This is a genomic window from Acetobacter sp. UBA5411, from assembly GCF_002409645.1.
Lineage (GTDB): Bacteria > Pseudomonadota > Alphaproteobacteria > Acetobacterales > Acetobacteraceae > Acetobacter.
Map to the genome: position 1 here is coordinate 324,954 of NZ_DHNR01000019.1, position 17,084 is coordinate 342,037.

The 17,084-nt window shown below is 56.6% G+C and carries 13 protein-coding genes and 1 pseudogene; 9 read left to right on the forward strand and 5 right to left on the reverse strand.

What is annotated here, in order from left to right; all coding sequences use genetic code 11:
- Positions 1 to 14: 14 nt before the first annotated feature.
- The 6 genes from metG to B3759_RS06705 all read left to right on the forward strand — a co-directional run bounded on the left by metG (position 15) and on the right by B3759_RS06705 (position 8,493).
- Entirely contained in the window at positions 15 to 1,562 is a 1,548-nt protein-coding gene (gene metG, locus B3759_RS06680; RefSeq protein ID WP_291364858.1) for a methionine--tRNA ligase, read from the forward strand.
- Positions 1,559 to 2,350 (forward strand): TatD family hydrolase, encoded by a 792-nt coding sequence (locus B3759_RS06685; protein ID WP_291364860.1) that lies wholly within the window; start codon positions 1,559 to 1,561, stop codon positions 2,348 to 2,350. The genes metG and B3759_RS06685 overlap by 4 nt, the downstream gene beginning before the upstream one ends.
- Positions 2,351 to 2,380: 30 nt before the next feature.
- Positions 2,381 to 3,199: an MBL fold metallo-hydrolase gene (locus B3759_RS06690; RefSeq protein ID WP_291364861.1), complete on the forward strand. Its 819-nt coding sequence runs from the start codon at positions 2,381 to 2,383 to the stop codon at positions 3,197 to 3,199.
- A gap of 486 nt (positions 3,200 to 3,685) precedes the next feature.
- Positions 3,686 to 5,632, forward strand: coding sequence for a PrkA family serine protein kinase (locus B3759_RS06695; protein WP_291364863.1), 1,947 nt, complete (start codon positions 3,686 to 3,688; stop codon positions 5,630 to 5,632).
- Between the two features lie 27 nt (positions 5,633 to 5,659).
- Positions 5,660 to 6,973, forward strand: a complete 1,314-nt coding sequence (locus B3759_RS06700) for a YeaH/YhbH family protein (protein ID WP_291364865.1) — start codon at positions 5,660 to 5,662, stop codon at positions 6,971 to 6,973.
- Positions 6,970 to 8,493: a SpoVR family protein gene (locus B3759_RS06705; protein ID WP_291364867.1), complete on the forward strand. Its 1,524-nt coding sequence runs from the start codon at positions 6,970 to 6,972 to the stop codon at positions 8,491 to 8,493. Before B3759_RS06700 ends, B3759_RS06705 begins: the two co-directional genes overlap by 4 nt.
- A gap of 62 nt (positions 8,494 to 8,555) precedes the next feature.
- On the opposite strand, the gene B3759_RS06710 is transcribed toward B3759_RS06705, so the two are convergent.
- The 3 genes from B3759_RS06710 to B3759_RS06720 all read right to left on the reverse strand — a co-directional run bounded on the left by B3759_RS06710 (position 8,556) and on the right by B3759_RS06720 (position 11,919).
- The gene (locus tag B3759_RS06710) at positions 8,556 to 9,977 is read right to left on the reverse strand and encodes a DUF2252 domain-containing protein (protein WP_291364869.1); all 1,422 of its coding nucleotides are present in this window, start codon (positions 9,975 to 9,977) and stop codon (positions 8,556 to 8,558) included.
- A gap of 82 nt (positions 9,978 to 10,059) precedes the next feature.
- A complete protein-coding gene (locus tag B3759_RS06715; protein ID WP_291364871.1) occupies positions 10,060 to 10,845 on the reverse strand; it encodes an alpha/beta fold hydrolase in 786 nt (261 codons plus the stop codon).
- 75 nt (positions 10,846 to 10,920) lie between these two features.
- Positions 10,921 to 11,919: an NAD(P)H-quinone oxidoreductase gene (locus B3759_RS06720; protein ID WP_408736461.1), complete on the reverse strand. Its 999-nt coding sequence runs from the start codon at positions 11,917 to 11,919 to the stop codon at positions 10,921 to 10,923.
- Between the two features lie 385 nt (positions 11,920 to 12,304).
- On the opposite strand from B3759_RS06720, the gene sucC reads away from it, so the two are divergent.
- Together sucC and sucD are read left to right on the forward strand one after the other, a co-directional pair.
- Positions 12,305 to 13,504 carry an ADP-forming succinate--CoA ligase subunit beta gene (sucC, locus tag B3759_RS06725; RefSeq protein ID WP_291364875.1) on the forward strand — a complete coding sequence of 400 codons (1,200 nt, stop codon included), beginning with the start codon at positions 12,305 to 12,307 and terminating at the stop codon, positions 13,502 to 13,504.
- Positions 13,504 to 14,379: a succinate--CoA ligase subunit alpha gene (gene sucD / locus B3759_RS06730; protein WP_291364877.1), complete on the forward strand. Its 876-nt coding sequence runs from the start codon at positions 13,504 to 13,506 to the stop codon at positions 14,377 to 14,379. Before sucC ends, sucD begins: the two co-directional genes overlap by 1 nt.
- A gap of 33 nt (positions 14,380 to 14,412) precedes the next feature.
- Here the strand turns inward: sucD and B3759_RS06735 are convergent, their stop codons facing one another.
- Together B3759_RS06735 and B3759_RS06740 are read right to left on the reverse strand one after the other, a co-directional pair.
- Positions 14,413 to 15,000: a polysaccharide biosynthesis/export family protein gene (locus tag B3759_RS06735; RefSeq protein WP_291364879.1), complete on the reverse strand. Its 588-nt coding sequence runs from the start codon at positions 14,998 to 15,000 to the stop codon at positions 14,413 to 14,415.
- A 79-nt stretch (positions 15,001 to 15,079) separates the two neighbouring features.
- Positions 15,080 to 16,348 carry an outer membrane beta-barrel protein gene (locus B3759_RS06740; protein WP_291364881.1) on the reverse strand — a complete coding sequence of 423 codons (1,269 nt, stop codon included), beginning with the start codon at positions 16,346 to 16,348 and terminating at the stop codon, positions 15,080 to 15,082.
- Here B3759_RS06740 and B3759_RS06745 point away from each other — a divergent pair.
- Positions 16,333 to 17,084: pseudogene (locus tag B3759_RS06745) on the forward strand (succinoglycan biosynthesis protein exop); the annotation flags it as partial. The gene B3759_RS06740 and the pseudogene B3759_RS06745 sit on opposite strands and share 16 nt — an antisense overlap.

The window sequence follows — 17,084 nt, forward strand, 5'->3', positions numbered from 1 at the left end:
ACGAAGAGCAGGACATGACCGGCCGTTTTTACGTCACGACCCCGATTTATTATGTAAACGGCGCGCCCCATATCGGCCATGCCTACACCTCCATCGCTGCTGACATTGTCGCACGGTTCCGTCGCCTGTGTGGTGATGAGGTGTTTTTCCTGACCGGCACTGATGAGCACGGCCAGAAGGTCGAGCAGGCCGCGCAGGCCGCAGGCGAGGCCCCGCAGACGTTCACGGACCGGATTTCCGCTGATTTCCGCAATATGGCCGATGCGATGAACGTCTCTTACGACGACTTCATCCGCACGACCGAGCCGCGCCACATCGCGGGCGCTCAGGCCGTGTGGGAAAAGGTCGCGGCCAATGGCGATATCTATCTCGGCGCTTATGAAGGCTGGTACGCCCTGCGTGACGAGGCGTTCTACAACGAGGACGAAATCACCACACGTCCGGACGGCACCAAGGTCGCGCCGACTGGCGCGCCGGTGGAGTGGATGCGTGAACCGTCCTACTTCTTCAAACTGTCTGCCTATGAAGATCGCCTGCTCGAACTCTACGAGAAACACCCGGATTTCATCGGTCCTGCCGGTCGCCGCAACGAGATCGTCAGCTTCGTCAAGCAGGGGCTGCGTGATCTTTCCGTCAGCCGCACGAGCTTCAAGTGGGGCGTGCCGGTTCCGGGCGATGCGGATCATGTCATGTATGTGTGGTTCGATGCACTGACCAACTACCTGACCGCGCTGGGTTATCCTGACGCCGATGCGCCGCGCATGAAGTTCTGGCCCGCCAATCTGCATCTGGTCGGCAAGGACATCGCCCGTTTCCACACGGTTTACTGGCCCGCTTTCCTGATGGCCGCCGGTATCGAACTGCCGGACATGGTTTTCTCCAACGGCTGGTGGACAGTCGAGGGCGAGAAGATGAGCAAGTCGCTCGGCAACGTCATCGACCCGCGTGATCTGGTGAAGGAATTCGGCGTCGATCCGGTTCGCTTCTTCCTGATGCGGGAAGTGCCGTTCGGTGGTGACAGTGATCTGTCGCGCCGCTCGCTCATCAATCGACTGAATGTCGAACTGGCCAATGACCTCGGCAATCTTGGCCAGCGCACGCTGTCCCTGATCGCCCGTAACTGCGGCGGCATCCTGCCCGCGCAGGGCAAGCACACCGAGGCGGACGCCCATCTGTTGGGACAGGCCGCCGTTCTGCCCGACGTGATGAAGGCGCAGATCGCTCGCGTCGCTCTGACTGACGCACTGGAAGAAGCGTGGAAATTAATCCGCGCCTGCAACGCCTATATCGACCATCAGGCTCCGTGGGCGCTGAAAAAGACCGATCCCGAGCGGATGGCCGACGTGCTGCGTGTTCTGGCCGATGCGCTCCGCTCCATCGCCACGGTGCTTCAGCCCTATATTCCGGAGAGCATGGACAAGATGCTCACGCAGCTTGGTGTTGAGCCGGGCGAGCGTGACTTCGATGCGCTGGAAATGCCGCTTCCTGCCGGTCGTCAGTTGCCGAAGCCGGAAGGGATTTTCCCCCGTTACGTCGAACCGGAGGCTGGTGAGGCAAAATGACCGGACTGATCGACACGCACTGTCATCTCGATCATTTCTCGCAAGAGGAAATGCCGGCACTACTGGATCGCGCGAAGGAATTCGGTCTGGAGGGCATGGTCACCATCGGCACGAGGCTGTCGCGGCAGTCCGAACAGAAAACTCTGACCCGTTACAGCCGTCCCGACCTGTCGATCTGGTGCGCTATCGGCACGCATCCGGATCACGTGATGGAAGAGGCCTCGATGGACGCCGAAGCCATCGTGAAACTGGCCGAAGATCCGGAAGTGGTGGCAATCGGCGAGAGTGGTCTGGATTATTTCCACGGTGCGGAAGAGGTGCGTCCCACGCAGCAGGCCAGCTTTCGCGAGCACGTTCATGCGGCGCGTCTGACCGGTCTGCCTCTGGCCATTCACACCCGTCAGGCCGATGAAGATATGGCGTCGATCCTGCGTGAAGAAACAGAGACGCGCGGAGCCTTTCCGTTCCTGTTGCACTGCTTCGCGTCAGGTCCGGAACTGGCGAAGACAGCTCTGGAACTGGGCGGCTATCTCAGCTTCTCAGGAATCGTGACGTTTCCGAAGTGTCAGGAATTGCGTGATATTGCGGCCAGTGTGCCGCTGGATCGCATCTTTGTCGAAACTGATTCGCCTTTTCTTGCGCCTGTTCCACGTCGCGGCAAGCGGAACGAGCCGGGCTATACGGCTTACACCGCTGCTGTAGTCGCACAGGCGCGAGGGATGGAGGAGCAGGCTTTCATTGAGGCGACAACCGCCAATTTCCGCCGCCTGTTTAGCCGCGCTCACTGAAACAGCCATTCAATACGGGAAAGATCAATCGTGACTGACACCACGCTCACCATCACCGTTCTTGGTTGTGGAGGCTCTTCTGGCGTACCGCTTATCGGTGGAGCCGACGGGCGTGGGGCATGGGGCGAATGTGATCCGAATGAGCCGCGCAATCGCCGGACACGCGCGTCCATTGTAGTGCAGGCTCCGGACAAGCGTCGTCTGCTTGTCGACACAGGGCCGGATATGCGCAATCAGCTGATTGCAAACGGCATTCCGTATGCCGATGCGATTTTCTACACGCATGCTCATGCCGATCATATCGCCGGTCTGGATGATGTGCGTCCCTTCAACTGGGCGCTTGAACGGCCGATTGAGATTTTCGGCACCGAGACGACTCTTTCAGAGATTCACGGGCGCTTTGACTACGCGTTCCGTCCGTGGACTCCAAAGGATGCGTTTCGTCCCGGTGTTGAGCCCCGTTTCATCAAGGGGGGAGAGCGGCAGGAGATTGTCGGTCTGCTTCTTGATGTTTTCGAGCAGGACCACGGCAAGCTGAACTCGCTCGGCTTCCGTTGCGGAGGCTTTGCCTATTGCACGGACGTCGTGTCCCTGACCGATGAGGTCCTCTCTCTGCTGGAAGGCGTCGATACCTGGATGGTTGATTGCCTCCAACTGAAGCCTCACTCGGCCCATGCGTGGCTGGACCGGGTTCTTGAATGGCGTGAGCGTATTCAGCCGCGTCGGACAATTCTCACGCATCTTGGGCCGTTCATGGATTGGGCGACACTTGAGAAGACGCTTCCTGATGGTGTCGAGGCGGCTTTTGATGGTCTGACCTTCACAGCACCGGGTCTGATCGCCTCCTGATCCGAATCGCGAGATTCGCGGTGTTTATCAGGAAAAACCGCGACTGGCGGCCTTTTCTTCCTTTATGAGGTGAACGGGCTGTCAGCGCTGCACATGGATGTGACGCGTTCCTCATGAATTCGTCAGATCTTCTGTAATTTCTTGATTTGAAATGAAAAGTTCATTGCGAGCAGAGCACATGCTGCTGCCGACAATGGAAAGAATAGCGATTTCTCTTGAAAATATCGTCGTCGGTTCGATAGCGTGGTCTTGTGAACCGGACAGGACCGCGTCTTCTGCCTTTTTTTGGACAAAATGACAAGTCCTGATTTTCGATTCTGTGGTGTCTCACACGTTTGTTCACTCTCTGTTCATTGCGATGCTGTAATGGGACAAGCAGACTGAACCAGCGATTACACGGAAGGGATACTTCAATGCCCGAAAGGTTTTCTTCTATTGCGTAATAATTCTGCATCTGACTTCTGAAATTTCCGGAGAGCGGTACTGATGGCTTCTGTCTCTGACGTTTTTTCCCTGGCAACCGCGATGCGAGACCGGCACCGCGAGACTGAAATGAGCCTTGCGGAATATCTCGAAGCCTGCCGGACTGATCCATCCTGCTACGCCAGCGCGGCGGAGCGTATGCTGAAGGCGATCGGTGAGCCGGTGATGGTCGATACCTCCCGTGACCCGCGCCAGTCGCGCATCTTCATGAACCGCACACTCCGCATCTATCCGGCCTTCAAGGATTTTTACGGCATGGAGGAGACGATCGAGCAGATCGTTGGCTTCTTCCGTCATGCCGCTCAGGGGCTGGAGGAGCGGAAACAGATTCTCTACCTGCTTGGCCCCGTTGGTGGCGGTAAGTCCTCGCTTGGTGAGCGTCTCAAGACCCTTATGGAACATGAGCCGATCTATGTGCTCAAGGCGGGAAGACATCTCAGCCCTGTCTTTGAAAGCCCGCTCGGTCTGTTCGATCCCTTCACGATGAGTGAGGCGCTTGAACGCGATTACGGCATCCCGCGACGTGTTCTGACAGGAATCGCCAGTCCGTGGGCGCTCAAGCGACTGGAGGAGTTCGACGGAGACATTTCGCGCTTCAACGTTGTCAAACTGAACCCGTCCAAGCTGCGGCAGATCGCCATCGCCAAGACGGAGCCGGGGGATGACAACAATCAGGATGTGTCGGCCCTCGTCGGAAAGGTCGATATTCGACAGCTGGAACATTTCAGCCAGAACGATCCGGACGCTTACAGCTTCTCGGGGGGGCTGAATCGCGCCAATCAGGGAATTCTCGAGTTTGTCGAGATGTTCAAGGCGCCGATCAAAATGCTGCATCCGCTACTGACGGCGACGCAGGAAGGCAACTATGTCGGCACGGAAAATATTGGCTCCATCCCGTTCACGGGTGTCATTCTGGCGCACTCGAACGAGGCTGAATGGCAGAGTTTCCGCAACAACCGCACGAATGAAGCCTTCCTTGACCGTGTCTGCGTTATCAAGGTGCCTTACTGCCTGCGGGTAACGGAAGAAGCGAAGATCTACGAGAAACTGGTGGAATCATCGGCTCTCAAGGAAGCGCCGCTTGCTCCCAATACGCTTGACATGCTGGCGCGCTTCGCTGTGCTGTCGAGACTGAAAACTCACCCCAATTCAACGCAGTATGCGAAGCTGCGAGTGTATGACGGTGAAAATATCCGTGAGACCGATCCCAAGGCCCGCACCATGCAGGAATACCGTGATGCGGCCGGTGTGGATGAGGGTATGGACGGCATTTCCACCCGTTTCGCCTACAAGGTGCTGTCAGCAACCTTCAACCATGATTCAACGGAGATTTCAGCCGATCCTGTCCATCTGATGTATGTGCTCGAACAAGCGGTCAGACGGGAGCAGTTTCCGCCGGAGGTGGAAGCGAACTACCTTGCCGTTCTGAAATCCGAGCTGGCGGGTCGCTACGCGGAATTCCTCGGTAATGAAATCCAGAAAGCCTATCTGGAAAGTTACAGTGATTACGGACAGAATCTGTTCGATCGCTATCTCGATTACGCGGATGCCTGGATTGAGGATCAGGACTTCAAGGACCCTGATACCGGTCAGATGCTCAATCGTGATCTTCTCAATGCTGAACTGACGAAGATCGAAAAACCGGCAGGCATCGCCAACCCGAAAGACTTCCGGAACGAGGTGGTGAAATTCGCGCTTCGCTCACGGGCATCCAACGGGGGGCGCAATCCCTCCTGGACATCCTATGAGAAGATCCGGGATGTGATCGAAAAGCGGATGTTCAGTCAGGTGGAAGATCTTTTGCCTGTCATCAGCTTCGGTTCCAAGAAAGATGGTGAAACTGAGCGCAAACATGACGAATTCGTCGAACGCATGATGGAACGCGGCTACACGGAACGACAGGTCCGTAGGCTCGTTGAATGGTACATGCGCGTAAAACAGTCTGCCTGACATACGCCCACAGATCAGGGGTGCGACTTGGATATCATTGATAGACGATCCAATCCACATGGCAAAAATCTTGAAAACCGTCGTCGTGCTCTGGAAAGGGCACGAGGCGCGGTTCAGAAAGCCGTGCGGGACGCCGTGGCAAACGGCAAGATCCGTGAAGTCGGAGAGGGCAAGGCCGTCTCCATCCCGGCAGATGCGTTGCACGAGCCGGGCTTCCATCGCGTTTTCACGCAGGGAGAACGACATATCATTCTGACGGGGAACCACGAGTTTTCCCGTGGAGACAAGCTGCGTCGCCCGCCATCAGGTGGTGGCGGGAAGGGAGGTGGTCCCGGACAGGCAGGTACGGATGGGGGAGGCGAAGATGCCTATCGCTTCATTCTTTCCCGTGACGAATTTCTTGATCTGTTCTTTGACGATCTGGAACTGCCTGATCTGATAAAGCGGGAAATTTCCGCCACCGAGACGACAGCGCCAAGTCGGGCGGGCCTGAGTAATGACGGCTCCCCATCACAACTCGATCTCGGACGCACCGTTCGCCATTCCATGGCGCGGCGTATCGGGCTGGGGCGTCCGAAAGCTGCTGAACTGGACGAAATCGAAGCCCGCATTTCCGAATTGGAGGAGATTCGACCACTTTCTGCAGCACAACTTGAAGAGCTTGAGGAACTGCGGGAGAAGCGTGGCAACCTTCGTCAGCGGATGAACCGTATCCCGTGGGTTGATCCTGTGGATCTGCGTTACCGCCGGTTTGCTCCCACGCCGAAGCCTTCTACCCGTGCGGTCATGTTCTGCCTGATGGACGTGTCAGGTTCCATGACCGAGCGGATGAAGGATCTGGCCAAGCAGTTCTTCCTATTGCTGCACGTCTTTCTGGAAAAGCGTTACAAGACTCTGGATGTTGTCTTCATCCGACATGCGGAAACAGCGGAGGAGGTTGATGAAGAGACCTTCTTCCATGATCCACGCACCGGAGGCACCGTCGTATCGACGGCGCTGGAAGAGATGTTGCGTGTCCAGAAAGCGCGTTATCCGGTCCAGCAATGGAACATTTACGTTGCGCAGGCTTCCGATGGCGACAATTCCCCATCAGATACTCCGCAGGTCGTCAGACTGCTCGACGAAGAGATTCTGCCGCTCGTGCAGTATTACGCCTACATTGAAGTCACCGGCACGGGAGCGGTCATTCGTGGCGAGACGGATCTCTGGCAGGCTTATCGCAGCGTTGCCGAGAAACAGCCGCATCTCGCCATTCGTCAGGTCAGTGACAGGAAGGAAATCTTTCCTGTTTTTCGGGAGCTTTTCGCACGCAAAACAACCGGGGAGGCCAGCCACGCATGACACATACAGGGCTGCTCTATCAGGGCGCGGATTGGAACTTTCACATCATCCGCGATTGCTATAACGCCATTGAGGAGATTGCGGATAAAGAGCTTGGCCTCGATGTTTTTCCAAACCGTATCGAGGTCATTACGTCCGAGCAGATGCTGGATGTCTATACGGCCAACGGTATGCCGATCAATTATCACCACTGGTCGTATGGCAAACGCTTTGCCGGGCACGAAAACGCCTATCGTCGGGGGCTGATGGGCCTTGCCTATGAAGTCGTCATCAACTCCAATCCCTGCATCAGCTACCTGATGGAGGAAAACAGCGCCACGATGCAGGCGCTGGTGATTGCGCACGCGGCCTTTGGTCATAACCACTTCTTCAAGAACAACCGCCTGTTCCAGGAATGGACCGACCCTTCACAGATTCTGAACTATCTGGAGTTTGCCCGCGGCTACATTTCCCGCTGCGAAGAGATCCACGGGCAGGCGGCTGTGGAGCGTGTATTGGATGCGGCGCATGCCTTGCAGGGACAGGGCGTCAATCGGCATAGCGGCTCGCGGCATATCGACCTGAAAGATGAACAGGCGAGGGCACGTGAGCGTCGGGCTTACGAGGACAGCTCTTTCAACGATCTGTGGCGCACGTTGCCTCAGGGAAGCGAGCCGGAGCACTCAGGGAACGGCGAGAGGCAGGCGCTCCGCCGTCGGCTCGGGTTGCCCGAGGAAAACATCCTTTATTTCCTTGAGAAACATGCCCCTCGTCTGGCTCCGTGGGAGCGGGAAATCATCCGGATCGTTCGTCTGATTGCCCAGTATTTCTACCCGCAGCCGCAACTCAAGCTTATGAATGAAGGGTGCGCGACATGGGTGCATGACCGCATCATGAGTCGCCTGCATGAGAAGGGACGTATTGATGACGCGGCCTTCATGGAGGTGATCCACTCGACCACCAATGTGATCGCTCAGTTCGGCTATGAGCAGGGCTCAACCAGCTTCAACCCATATGCGCTTGGTTTTGCGATGATGAAGGACATCGAGCGCATCTGCACCGATCCTACAGAGGAGGACCGGCGCTGGCAGCCGGATATTGCCGGCAACGGCGACGCCTATGGAACCCTACGTCACGCTTGGGCGGAATATCGGGATGAGAGCTTCGTCCTTCAGTTCCTCTCTCCAAAGGTGATGCGTGATTTCCGCATGTTCCGGCTTCTGGATGACACCCGCGATCCGTATCTGCTGGTCGACGCCATTCATGACGAAGCCGGTTATCGCGACATCCGCCGCACTGTCGCGGCCTCTTACGATCCCTCGACATGGTACACGGAGATCGAAATCGTGGATGTGGATACTTTTGGCGACAGAACCCTGCGGCTGGAACACCGCACAAAATCGGGTCAGGTTCTGGCCGATAACGACATGAAATTGACTCTCAATGCGCTTGCGGACCTGTGGGGGTATCGTGTGGTGCTGGATGAGATCGACACACCCACAGGTCGTGTCCTGTTGTCCCATGAGGCAGGGCAGGCGTGAGAAAAATCTCCTGCCCGCTTTCCTGCGTTCAAGTGTGGAAAGCGGGCAGAAAACTTATAAAGTCAGGATGATGCCTTCGTAGGCGATGCCGACTTGCTGGTGGTCGCTGCCACGAAATTCTTCCAGTCCTTTTTGGTCTGGGCGGCATAGGCGACCGAAAAGGCGGCAATAGCGGCAGAAAATGATGCGCCTTTCCCAAGATAGGCCGAAATGGTCACAGGATCACCTGACCGGGCATGGGCACGGGCCAGCGCACGAGCGCACAGTTTCGCGTAGTCTTTCAGACCTTCCTGAGCGAAGTCCGCACCGATTGCGGCAAGACGCGTATCCTTGACCCTCCGCACATAAAACTGCCGTTTCGATTCGTTTTCGGGCAGATGCGCATCGTCTTCCGACAGTTCTCCGTCATCGCCGACACTGTGTGTCCATCCCAGGAAGGAATCTGACACGGCCTGCATGATGCGCTGGCCTGTGACAACGCGTTCACCCTGATTGTGAATGTGGACGGCGGGACCGGCGTAAGGTGCCAGAACGGACTCCTGAGATTCCTTGATCTGAAGCAGCAGAGGCTCGTTATCCGCCGTGGTGAACAGCCCGATGGCGCAGAACGTACCGACGCTGCCGACACCGACCACCTTGAAGATCACATCGCGCAGAGCATAGTGCTTCAGAAGAGCCAGACGTTCCGGCGGCTGGGTGGCGACATAGCGGGCGAAAGCCTGTCGGGTGGCATCGTCCTGATCCGGCAGACGCATCACCAGCGGTGGTTTTTCGTGCAGAGAAGGCGCGTTGCGGTCATCAGCAATGAGACCGAAGCCAGTCTTGATACTGTCCAGACGCGTCTTCAGGAGCGTTTCCGTGGTGCGGCGTGTTTTTGCGTCTTCGAAATGCGCGATGGCGCTTTTGAGATCAATGCGGTTGAGCCAGACCTGAAGCGGACTTAGTTGAGAGAGGCGACGCATCTCCGTGCAGTAGGTCTGTGCCATGATTTCAGCCAGCGTATGCGCACGATGGGAGGAAAGGCCGGTTTCCAGCCCTGCCAGAACGAAAGATGTACCGAGACGCTTGATGTCCCATTCGAAAGGCGCACGGAATGTCTCGTCGAAATCGTTGATATCGAAGACCGGAATGCCTTCGGGTGAGGCATAGCTTCCGAAATTCGCGAGGTGACAGTCGCCGCAGGCCTGCACCGTCAGCCCGCTTGTGGGCGTGCCAGCAAGGTCCGCCGCCATCACAATCGCCGCTCCCCGCAGGAAGGCGAACGGAGACGCCCTCATCCGCTCGTAACGAACCGGTATCAGGCTGGTGATGCGGTGCGTGTTCTGCTGGGTGAGCAGGGCAAGTGGATCAGAGCGATTTCTGGCGGGAGACCATTCGGCATGAGAGGATCTGGAAACCAGCTGACGCAGCGCCTGTCCCTTTTTGTGACGCTCTTTGCGTGACAGGAGAGGAGATGGGGCTGCGGATATGGGAGCGGTCGTCATGAGTGAATTATGCCGCAACCTCATTCCACTGTCTGCCCTGATTGCAGCACATCAGGAATACGTCGCTGGTTTTGAGGCAGGGTCAGCTCTCGCCTATGAATTCCGAGAGTATTTCATAAAATTCATTCGGCTTTTCCGCATGGACCCAGTGCCCGGCCCCTTCAATCGTCTTCAGCGTATAATGAGGGAAAAGCCGCTTCATCGTAGAATAATTTTCTGGTGCTATATAGTGGGAGCGCTGCCCCGCCACGAAGAGGGTTGGTCCATCATAGGTCTCGCCTTCTGGAATCTCTGGCCAGCCCACGATCTGCGGCATGGCGGCGGCGATTTCGTTGATCCCGATTTGCCAGTGCGGATGCTCCCCGAGTTCAACGTTCTGGAGCATGAGATTTCTGACTTCCGGCTCCCTGATGACGGTTGCGAGCAAAGCGTCAGCTTCTGTGCGGTTCAGAGATGCAGGAAAATGCAGCGCTGCCAGCTTGGCCGCGAGATCATGTCCTTGAGCAAACCCGCCTTCACCCGGCGCAATATCCGCTACAAGTAGTTTCGCAACCATCTCGGGATGACGCAGGGCGAGCATCATCCCGGTTTTGCCGCCCATCGAGTGACCGACAATGATGGCGGACTGAATGCCGAGATGGTTGAGTGTTTCGTAAACGTCGTCCGCCATGGTCGGATAGTCCATCGGCCCATGCGGACTCTCGCCATGATTACGGAGATCCAGCGCTATCGTGCGGTGGCTTTCGGACAGTCGTCTCTGGAAGAAACCGAAATTCCGGCCACGTCCGAAAAGACCGTGAATGAAGACAACAGGTAGATGATTTCCTGACGGATTTTCGGGGCCGCGTTCGAGTGCGTGTAGAAGCATATTTCGTTCTCTTTTGATATAAAAATACTATAAAAACATAGTTCTATTTATGTTCTATAATATTTTCTATCAACTTCAATTCTGGTCCGGGTGTGTCAGGATAATCTTGCCGCTGTGGCTGCTACTCTCCATCAGTCGATGCGCTTCAGCCGCTTCTGCAAGGGGGAAAGTGGTATGTATGATCGGTTCCAGAACGCCAGTATTCAGCAGGGGCCAGATATGGCTTTTCAGTGCCTGAGCGACTGCGGCCTTATACTCTGTACTGCGCGGACGGAGCGCTGTCCCGGTGACATGCAGGCGCTTTGTCATCAGGCGGGTCAGTGAGACCTCTTCCGCTTTTGCGCCGCCCTGAAAGGCAATGATCACAAGCCTCCCGTCCATCGCCAGCGACTTGAGATTACGAGAGAAATAGGGGCCGCCGATGATGTCGAGAATGACGTCCACGCCTTTCCCATCCGTGTATTCCAGTGTTTTTTCGACGAAATCATCAGTCTTGTAGTTGATGACAACCGCGCCGAGCTTCTCGCACAACTCGCCTTTCTCGGGATCACTGACAGTCGTAAGCGGAATAGCCCCCATGGCTTTTGCGATCTGGATGGCAGCGGTGCCGATACCGCCCGCACCACCATGAATCAGAACAGTCTCACCTTTTTTCAGATCGGCGGTGGTGAAGAGATTGGACCACACCGTGAAAAAGGTTTCGGAAATGGCAGCTGCCTTGACGGCGTCATAATGCTCCGGCCACGGCAGGCATTGTGACGCGGGGACTGCGCAATAATCCGCATAGCCGCCACCGTTGGTCAGGGCGCAGACCTTGCTGCCAATGGCGGGAAAGTCCGTGCCTGCGACAGGACTGCCGTGCGCCACGACTGTTCCGGCAATTTCCAGCCCAAGCAGCGGGCTTGCGCTTGGAGGCGGTGGATAAAGCCCTTTGCGCTGCATGATGTCCGGCCGGTTGACGCCGCTGGCTTCGACACGCACCAGAATTTCGCCCGGTTTGGGCGTGGGAGTGGGCACCTTGCCAAGATGCAGGACGTCCGGACCGCCGGGATCATCCAGCACGATGGCGTTCATTTCGTCAGGAATGGTGATGGCCATCGGTCTGTCCTGTTTTCTGGTTGTTGCGTTGGAAATCACGGTAAGCGCACGCAGCGTCGGTGAACAGTCACACGTCTTTGAGGTGAGAAATCATTTGATGGAAGAAAGATTCTCTACTGTTCGCGGCCATTGGAAATAATTATAAAATACTTTATTATCAGTATGATATTTATTTTTCCTGATAAAATTGTTTTGCTTCGTCGAGCGCCGTGAAAATGGAGCAGCTTTGAAGAGCACCAAAGTTTGAAACGCTCTGCGTGGTGTTGACTCATCAAGCCTGCGTATAGGTGAAGCCCGTTACAGAGGCTCACCATGCGAGGGATGGCCGTTTGCAGCACCCTCCTTACGGCGGAGAAGGCTTATGAATATCCACGAATATCAGGCCAAGGAGCTATTGCGCTCTTATGGCGTGCCGACGCCAAAAGGAGTGCTCATCCATTCACCGGAGGAAGCCAGGCAGGCCGTTCGTTCGCTCGGAACGCCCATCTGTGCCGTCAAGGCGCAGATCCACGCAGGGGGGCGCGGAGCCGGACACTTCAAGGATCATCCTGAAATCCGTGGAGTGCGGATCGTAAAAAGTCCGGAAGAAGCAAAAGATGCTGCCTACCAGATGCTCAACCGGACGCTGATCACGCGTCAGACGGGGTCCGCTGGCCGTGTTGTGCATAAGCTCTACGTCGAGGCGGGCTGCGCGATCGAGCGGGAGCTTTATCTTTCCATGCTCATCGACCGCAGCGCACGGAAGATCATGATCGTCGCCTCGCAGGCAGGCGGCATGAGCATCGAGGATGTAGCGGAAAAGACGCCTGAGAAAATTCAGAAAGTCTGGATTGATCCTGAACTGGGGCTAGGGGATTATCAGGCGCGGGTTCTTGCAACTCGTCTCGACTTGCAGGGCCCGCAGATCAACGAGTTCGCAGCGATCATCAGGAGTGTCTACTCGGCATTCACCAGTCTTGATGCCTCAATGATCGAGATGAACCCGCTGGTGGTCACGAAGGAAGGTGGCCTGATGGCGCTCGACGCCAAAATGGCTTTCGATGACAACGGCCTGTTCCGTCATCCCCAGATTGCCGAGTTGAGCGATCCTAACGAGGAAGACCCGCGCGAGCAGGAGGCGGCCCGTTTCGGACTATCCTATGTCAGTCTCGATGGAACCATCGGCTGCATGGTCAACGGAGCCGGTCTCGCTATGGCGACAATGGACATTATCCACGAGGAAGGAGAATCCCCGGCGAACTTCCTTGATGTGGGCGGTGGCGCTTCGAGGGAAAAGGTGGGGGCTGCTTTTCGTATCCTTCTCTCGGACCAGAAGATTGAAGGCGTTCTGGTCAATATTTTCGGCGGAATCATGCGGTGCGACCTCATCGCGGGCGCTGTGATTGACGCCTGCAGACAAGAGGGACTGAAGGTGCCGCTGGTCATCAGGCTGGCCGGAACACTGGTTGAAGAAGGCCTGACCATGCTCAGGCAGTCCGGTCTCAACATTACGATTGCAACGGATCTGGGTGATGCTGCCCGGAAGATTGTCGCCGAAGTGCGCGCACGGAGGGCTGCCTGATGTCCATTCTGGTTGATAAAGACACAAAGGTCCTCGTGCAGGGCTTCACCGGCGCTCAGGGCACCTTTCATTCTGAGCAGTCTATTGCCTACGGCACGTCCATCATCGGCGGCGTGACGCCCGGACGTGGCGGGAAGACACATCTCAACCTGCCGGTTTTCGACACGATGGAACAGGCTGTCAGTCAAGCCAAAGCCGACGCGAGCGTGATTTACGTGCCTCCGGCCGGGGCCGCTGACGCCATTCTGGAAGCGGTTTCGGTCGAAATCCCGCTGATTGTCTGCATCACTGAGGGGATTCCCGTTCAGGACATGCTGCGGGTTCGGGCTGCACTGGACCGTTCCAAAAGCCTTCTGATTGGGCCGAACTGTCCCGGCATTATCACGCCGGACGCCTGCAAGATCGGGATTATGCCGGGACCGATCCATCGTCGGGGTTCCGTTGGTGTGGTCTCCCGTTCCGGAACGCTGACCTATGAGGCTGTGGCGCAGACGACAGCACTTGGGATGGGGCAGAGCACCAGTGTCGGCATTGGTGGGGACCCGATTAAGGGACTCGATTTCATCGACATTCTTGAGCGTTTTCTTGCTGATCCCGAAACGCAGTCGATCATTATGATCGGTGAAATTGGTGGCACATCAGAGATCGAGGCAGCCCAGTTTCTGAAGGACAGCAAGACCAAGAAACCGGTAGTGGGGCTGGTAGCGGGCATCACCGCGCCGCCCGGACGCCGCATGGGTCATGCTGGCGCCGTGATTTCGGGCGGAAATGACACGGCTCAGGCCAAAATTGATGCTCTGAGGGCTGCCGGAGTACATATTGCGCCCACGCCAGCCGAACTGGGCAGCACGCTCCAGAGCGTTCTTACTGGCTGAAGAGTGAGTGGTTTCTGGCCTCCATAAGGGAGGTCAGAAATGACGCTCGTAGATCTTGATCACGTCGCCCGGCTTTACGTAATCCTGTGGCTTGATCTTGCCGACCACGCTTTCCTCACCCTCCTGCCGGATGACGTAAGCCCGGCTTTCGAGTGAGCGATAGGTAAAGCCACCGGCTGAAGCGACGGCGGTCAACATGGTCATGCCGGGCTGATACGGATACTGGCCGGGACGTGCCACTTCACCAAGAACAGAGATCATCCGGTAAGCCGTGATCTCGACCGAGACCTTTGGATCACGGAGCATACGCGAGTGTTCAAGCGCCTCTTTCACTTCATCGGCGAACTGCGTGGTCGTCAGGCCCGCAGCCTGTAAGCCGTCTGTCAGCGGGAAGGCCACCTTGCCTGTACTATCCACACGGAAGTCGGATGTCAGCTGATCCTGCCCATAGGTGATGACGCGGATCTGGTCATCGACGCCGAGCGTGTAGGCGCCCGGATCGTAGGGAGGGACGGGTTTCAGGTCGCCACCTTCTGCGCAGGCCGCCAAAGAAACGGCAATACTTCCCACGGCAACCAAAGTGCGCGTGCGGCGGAAGAGAGAAGAACACCCTGATGTCATGTTCTGAAAAATCCTGTCATTCAGAAAAGTGGCGCGATGAAGCGCTCCGTAAGCTTTGGAGCAGAAATGGTTGGCGTTGTTACAGGGCAAAGTGCACCCCCGCCATAACTACGTGAACCGGAAAGAGCGGGCCCATAAAGGCGCTCTGGCTGACGAAATCGTAGTTCAGCTCAAGACTGAGGTGACGATTCAGATAGACATGCACACTCCCGCCGCCGCCATAGCTGCTCTGATTGTTGGCAAGCTGTCCGATGGGAGAGTGGTCAATCAGATAGGGAGAACTGGATGGATAATGCGCCTTACGCAGGCCAGCGTGCGCTTCGAACACGATGTTCCGTGAATAGGCATGCGTGATACTGAGCTGGGCGCTTGTATTGGTGTAGCCAACAATGCCTTCGAACGCGGCATCCTCAATGCCGTGACTGACTGTGGCCGATACGGTCGTGAGGCGCGTTGGCGTCCATTTGATAGAAGCCTCTGCAATGGGAGAGCTGATAGAGCCGTAAAGTGAGGAAGCAAAAATTCGTCGCTGGTAACCGATCAGCGCCCTGAACTGGAATGGACCGGCCTCATTCCAGCTATAGCCGCCCATCACAGCGAAGCCATTGGAGCTTCGGGCTGGAAGGTCCAGATTTCCGGTCTGATAATCGATCTGGGTTCCCTGAAGCAGAAGCAGCAGATGGCTGTTCTGCATCATTTGGTACCGGGCTGTCAGGTTCTCGTTGATGACAACACGATCCCGGTAACGCTGATCCTGATACGGGGAATTTCCCAGAAGCCTAGGCTTGCCGAACTGGTAATGCTGGATGGAGAATTCCGGCAGGAAGCTCAGCCGGCCGTGCGTATTAAGAAGGTAACTGACCCTGCCGTCATCGAGAGTGTAGGGAACCGGGCCAAGGATGAGCAGCGCACCCGACTCTGTCGGCATCTGAACCAGAGAAAGATGTGTAAAGGCGACGCCAAGTTCGTCCCGGCCGAAATGCTTGGTTCCGCCGACATTGGCGGTCCAGGTCGTCTGGTTCTGCAGGGAGCGGGTAGGGTAGCGCAGGTCGGAAACACTCACATCCGCATGGACCTGATCATTGCGATCAAGCAGATGTACTGCTCCGATATGGCCTCGTGTATTGATGACAGAGCTTTTACGGCCATGCTGAATCAGGTCAGCATTGCTGTCGTAACCTACACGTTCATCGCCATCGAGATGAACGGTCAATGGTCCCGAATGGTAACCAAGGGGCTGGTAGGCACGGGTAGCCTTAACCTGTGCAGGCTCTTCACTGAGTTCACCCGCTCCCGAACCGAGTGCTGGGAAATACGGCAAGCACCACGGACGTGCTGTCGTCTCCAATCATCCAGCAGCTTCAGGCGCAGGAAGCCATGCTGAACGCCCGTGTCGCCAGTCTCGCGAGTACGGCGGGAGACGCCAATCCGGAATTGCAGGCAGCGCGCGCTGCCGCAGCGCACGTCAGAGCCCAGATCGGGCAGGTCACGTCGCAAATCACGACAAGCACTGACAAGGATCTTCGGAGTGCTGAACGGCGCGTTGCCGCCCTGACGGATGAAGTAACAAAGCTGCAGGAGCATGTTGGCCGGGAAAACGAGGCAAACGTCACCTTGCAGCAGCTGGAAAGTGAAGCGGCTGCCGCTCGTGCCGTTTATCAGGATTTCCTCGGTCGTTATGCTCAAACCTCGAGTGCAGCGGCTTTGCAGGAACCGGAGGCCGAACTGATCAGCCGCGCCGATCAGCCACTCGGCGTATCTGGACCGCCGCGTACCCAGTTCATGGCCATTGCCATTCTCTTTTCAGCGCTAGCCGGTGTCGGAGTGGCCATCGCGCAGGAGCGGATGCAGAAAGGTGTGAAAGAGGGTACGGAAATCGATTCTGTTCCAGGCTTGTTTACCCTTGGAATGGTTCCGTCCTTTTCCCATTCACTTTCAGAGCTTTACCGCTCTTCACAGCCCTCGATCTATATAGAGTCCATTGAGGCCATAAGAACGATCCTGTCTTTTGGCCGCAGTCGTTTTCGGGCGAAAACGATTACCGTCACATCGTCCGGTCCGGAAGAAGGCAAGACGGTATTTGC

Excerpts from the sequence above, each read along its gene's own strand:
- B3759_RS06705 (WP_291364867.1), top strand. The coding sequence starts at position 6,970 with ATGACACATACAGGGCTGCTCTATCAGGGCGCGGATTGGAACTTTCAC.
- metG (WP_291364858.1), top strand. The coding sequence starts at position 15 with ATGACCGGCCGTTTTTACGTCACGACCCCGATTTATTATGTAAACGGC.
- B3759_RS06710 (WP_291364869.1), bottom strand. The coding sequence starts at position 9,977 with ATGACGACCGCTCCCATATCCGCAGCCCCATCTCCTCTCCTGTCACGC.
- sucD (WP_291364877.1), top strand. The coding sequence starts at position 13,504 with ATGTCCATTCTGGTTGATAAAGACACAAAGGTCCTCGTGCAGGGCTTC.
- B3759_RS06685 (WP_291364860.1), top strand. The coding sequence starts at position 1,559 with ATGACCGGACTGATCGACACGCACTGTCATCTCGATCATTTCTCGCAA.
- sucC (WP_291364875.1), top strand. The coding sequence starts at position 12,305 with ATGAATATCCACGAATATCAGGCCAAGGAGCTATTGCGCTCTTATGGC.
- B3759_RS06735 (WP_291364879.1), bottom strand. The coding sequence starts at position 15,000 with ATGACATCAGGGTGTTCTTCTCTCTTCCGCCGCACGCGCACTTTGGTT.
- B3759_RS06720 (WP_408736461.1), bottom strand. The coding sequence starts at position 11,919 with ATGAACGCCATCGTGCTGGATGATCCCGGCGGTCCGGACGTCCTGCAT.
- B3759_RS06715 (WP_291364871.1), bottom strand. The coding sequence starts at position 10,845 with ATGCTTCTACACGCACTCGAACGCGGCCCCGAAAATCCGTCAGGAAAT.
- B3759_RS06695 (WP_291364863.1), top strand. The coding sequence starts at position 3,686 with ATGGCTTCTGTCTCTGACGTTTTTTCCCTGGCAACCGCGATGCGAGAC.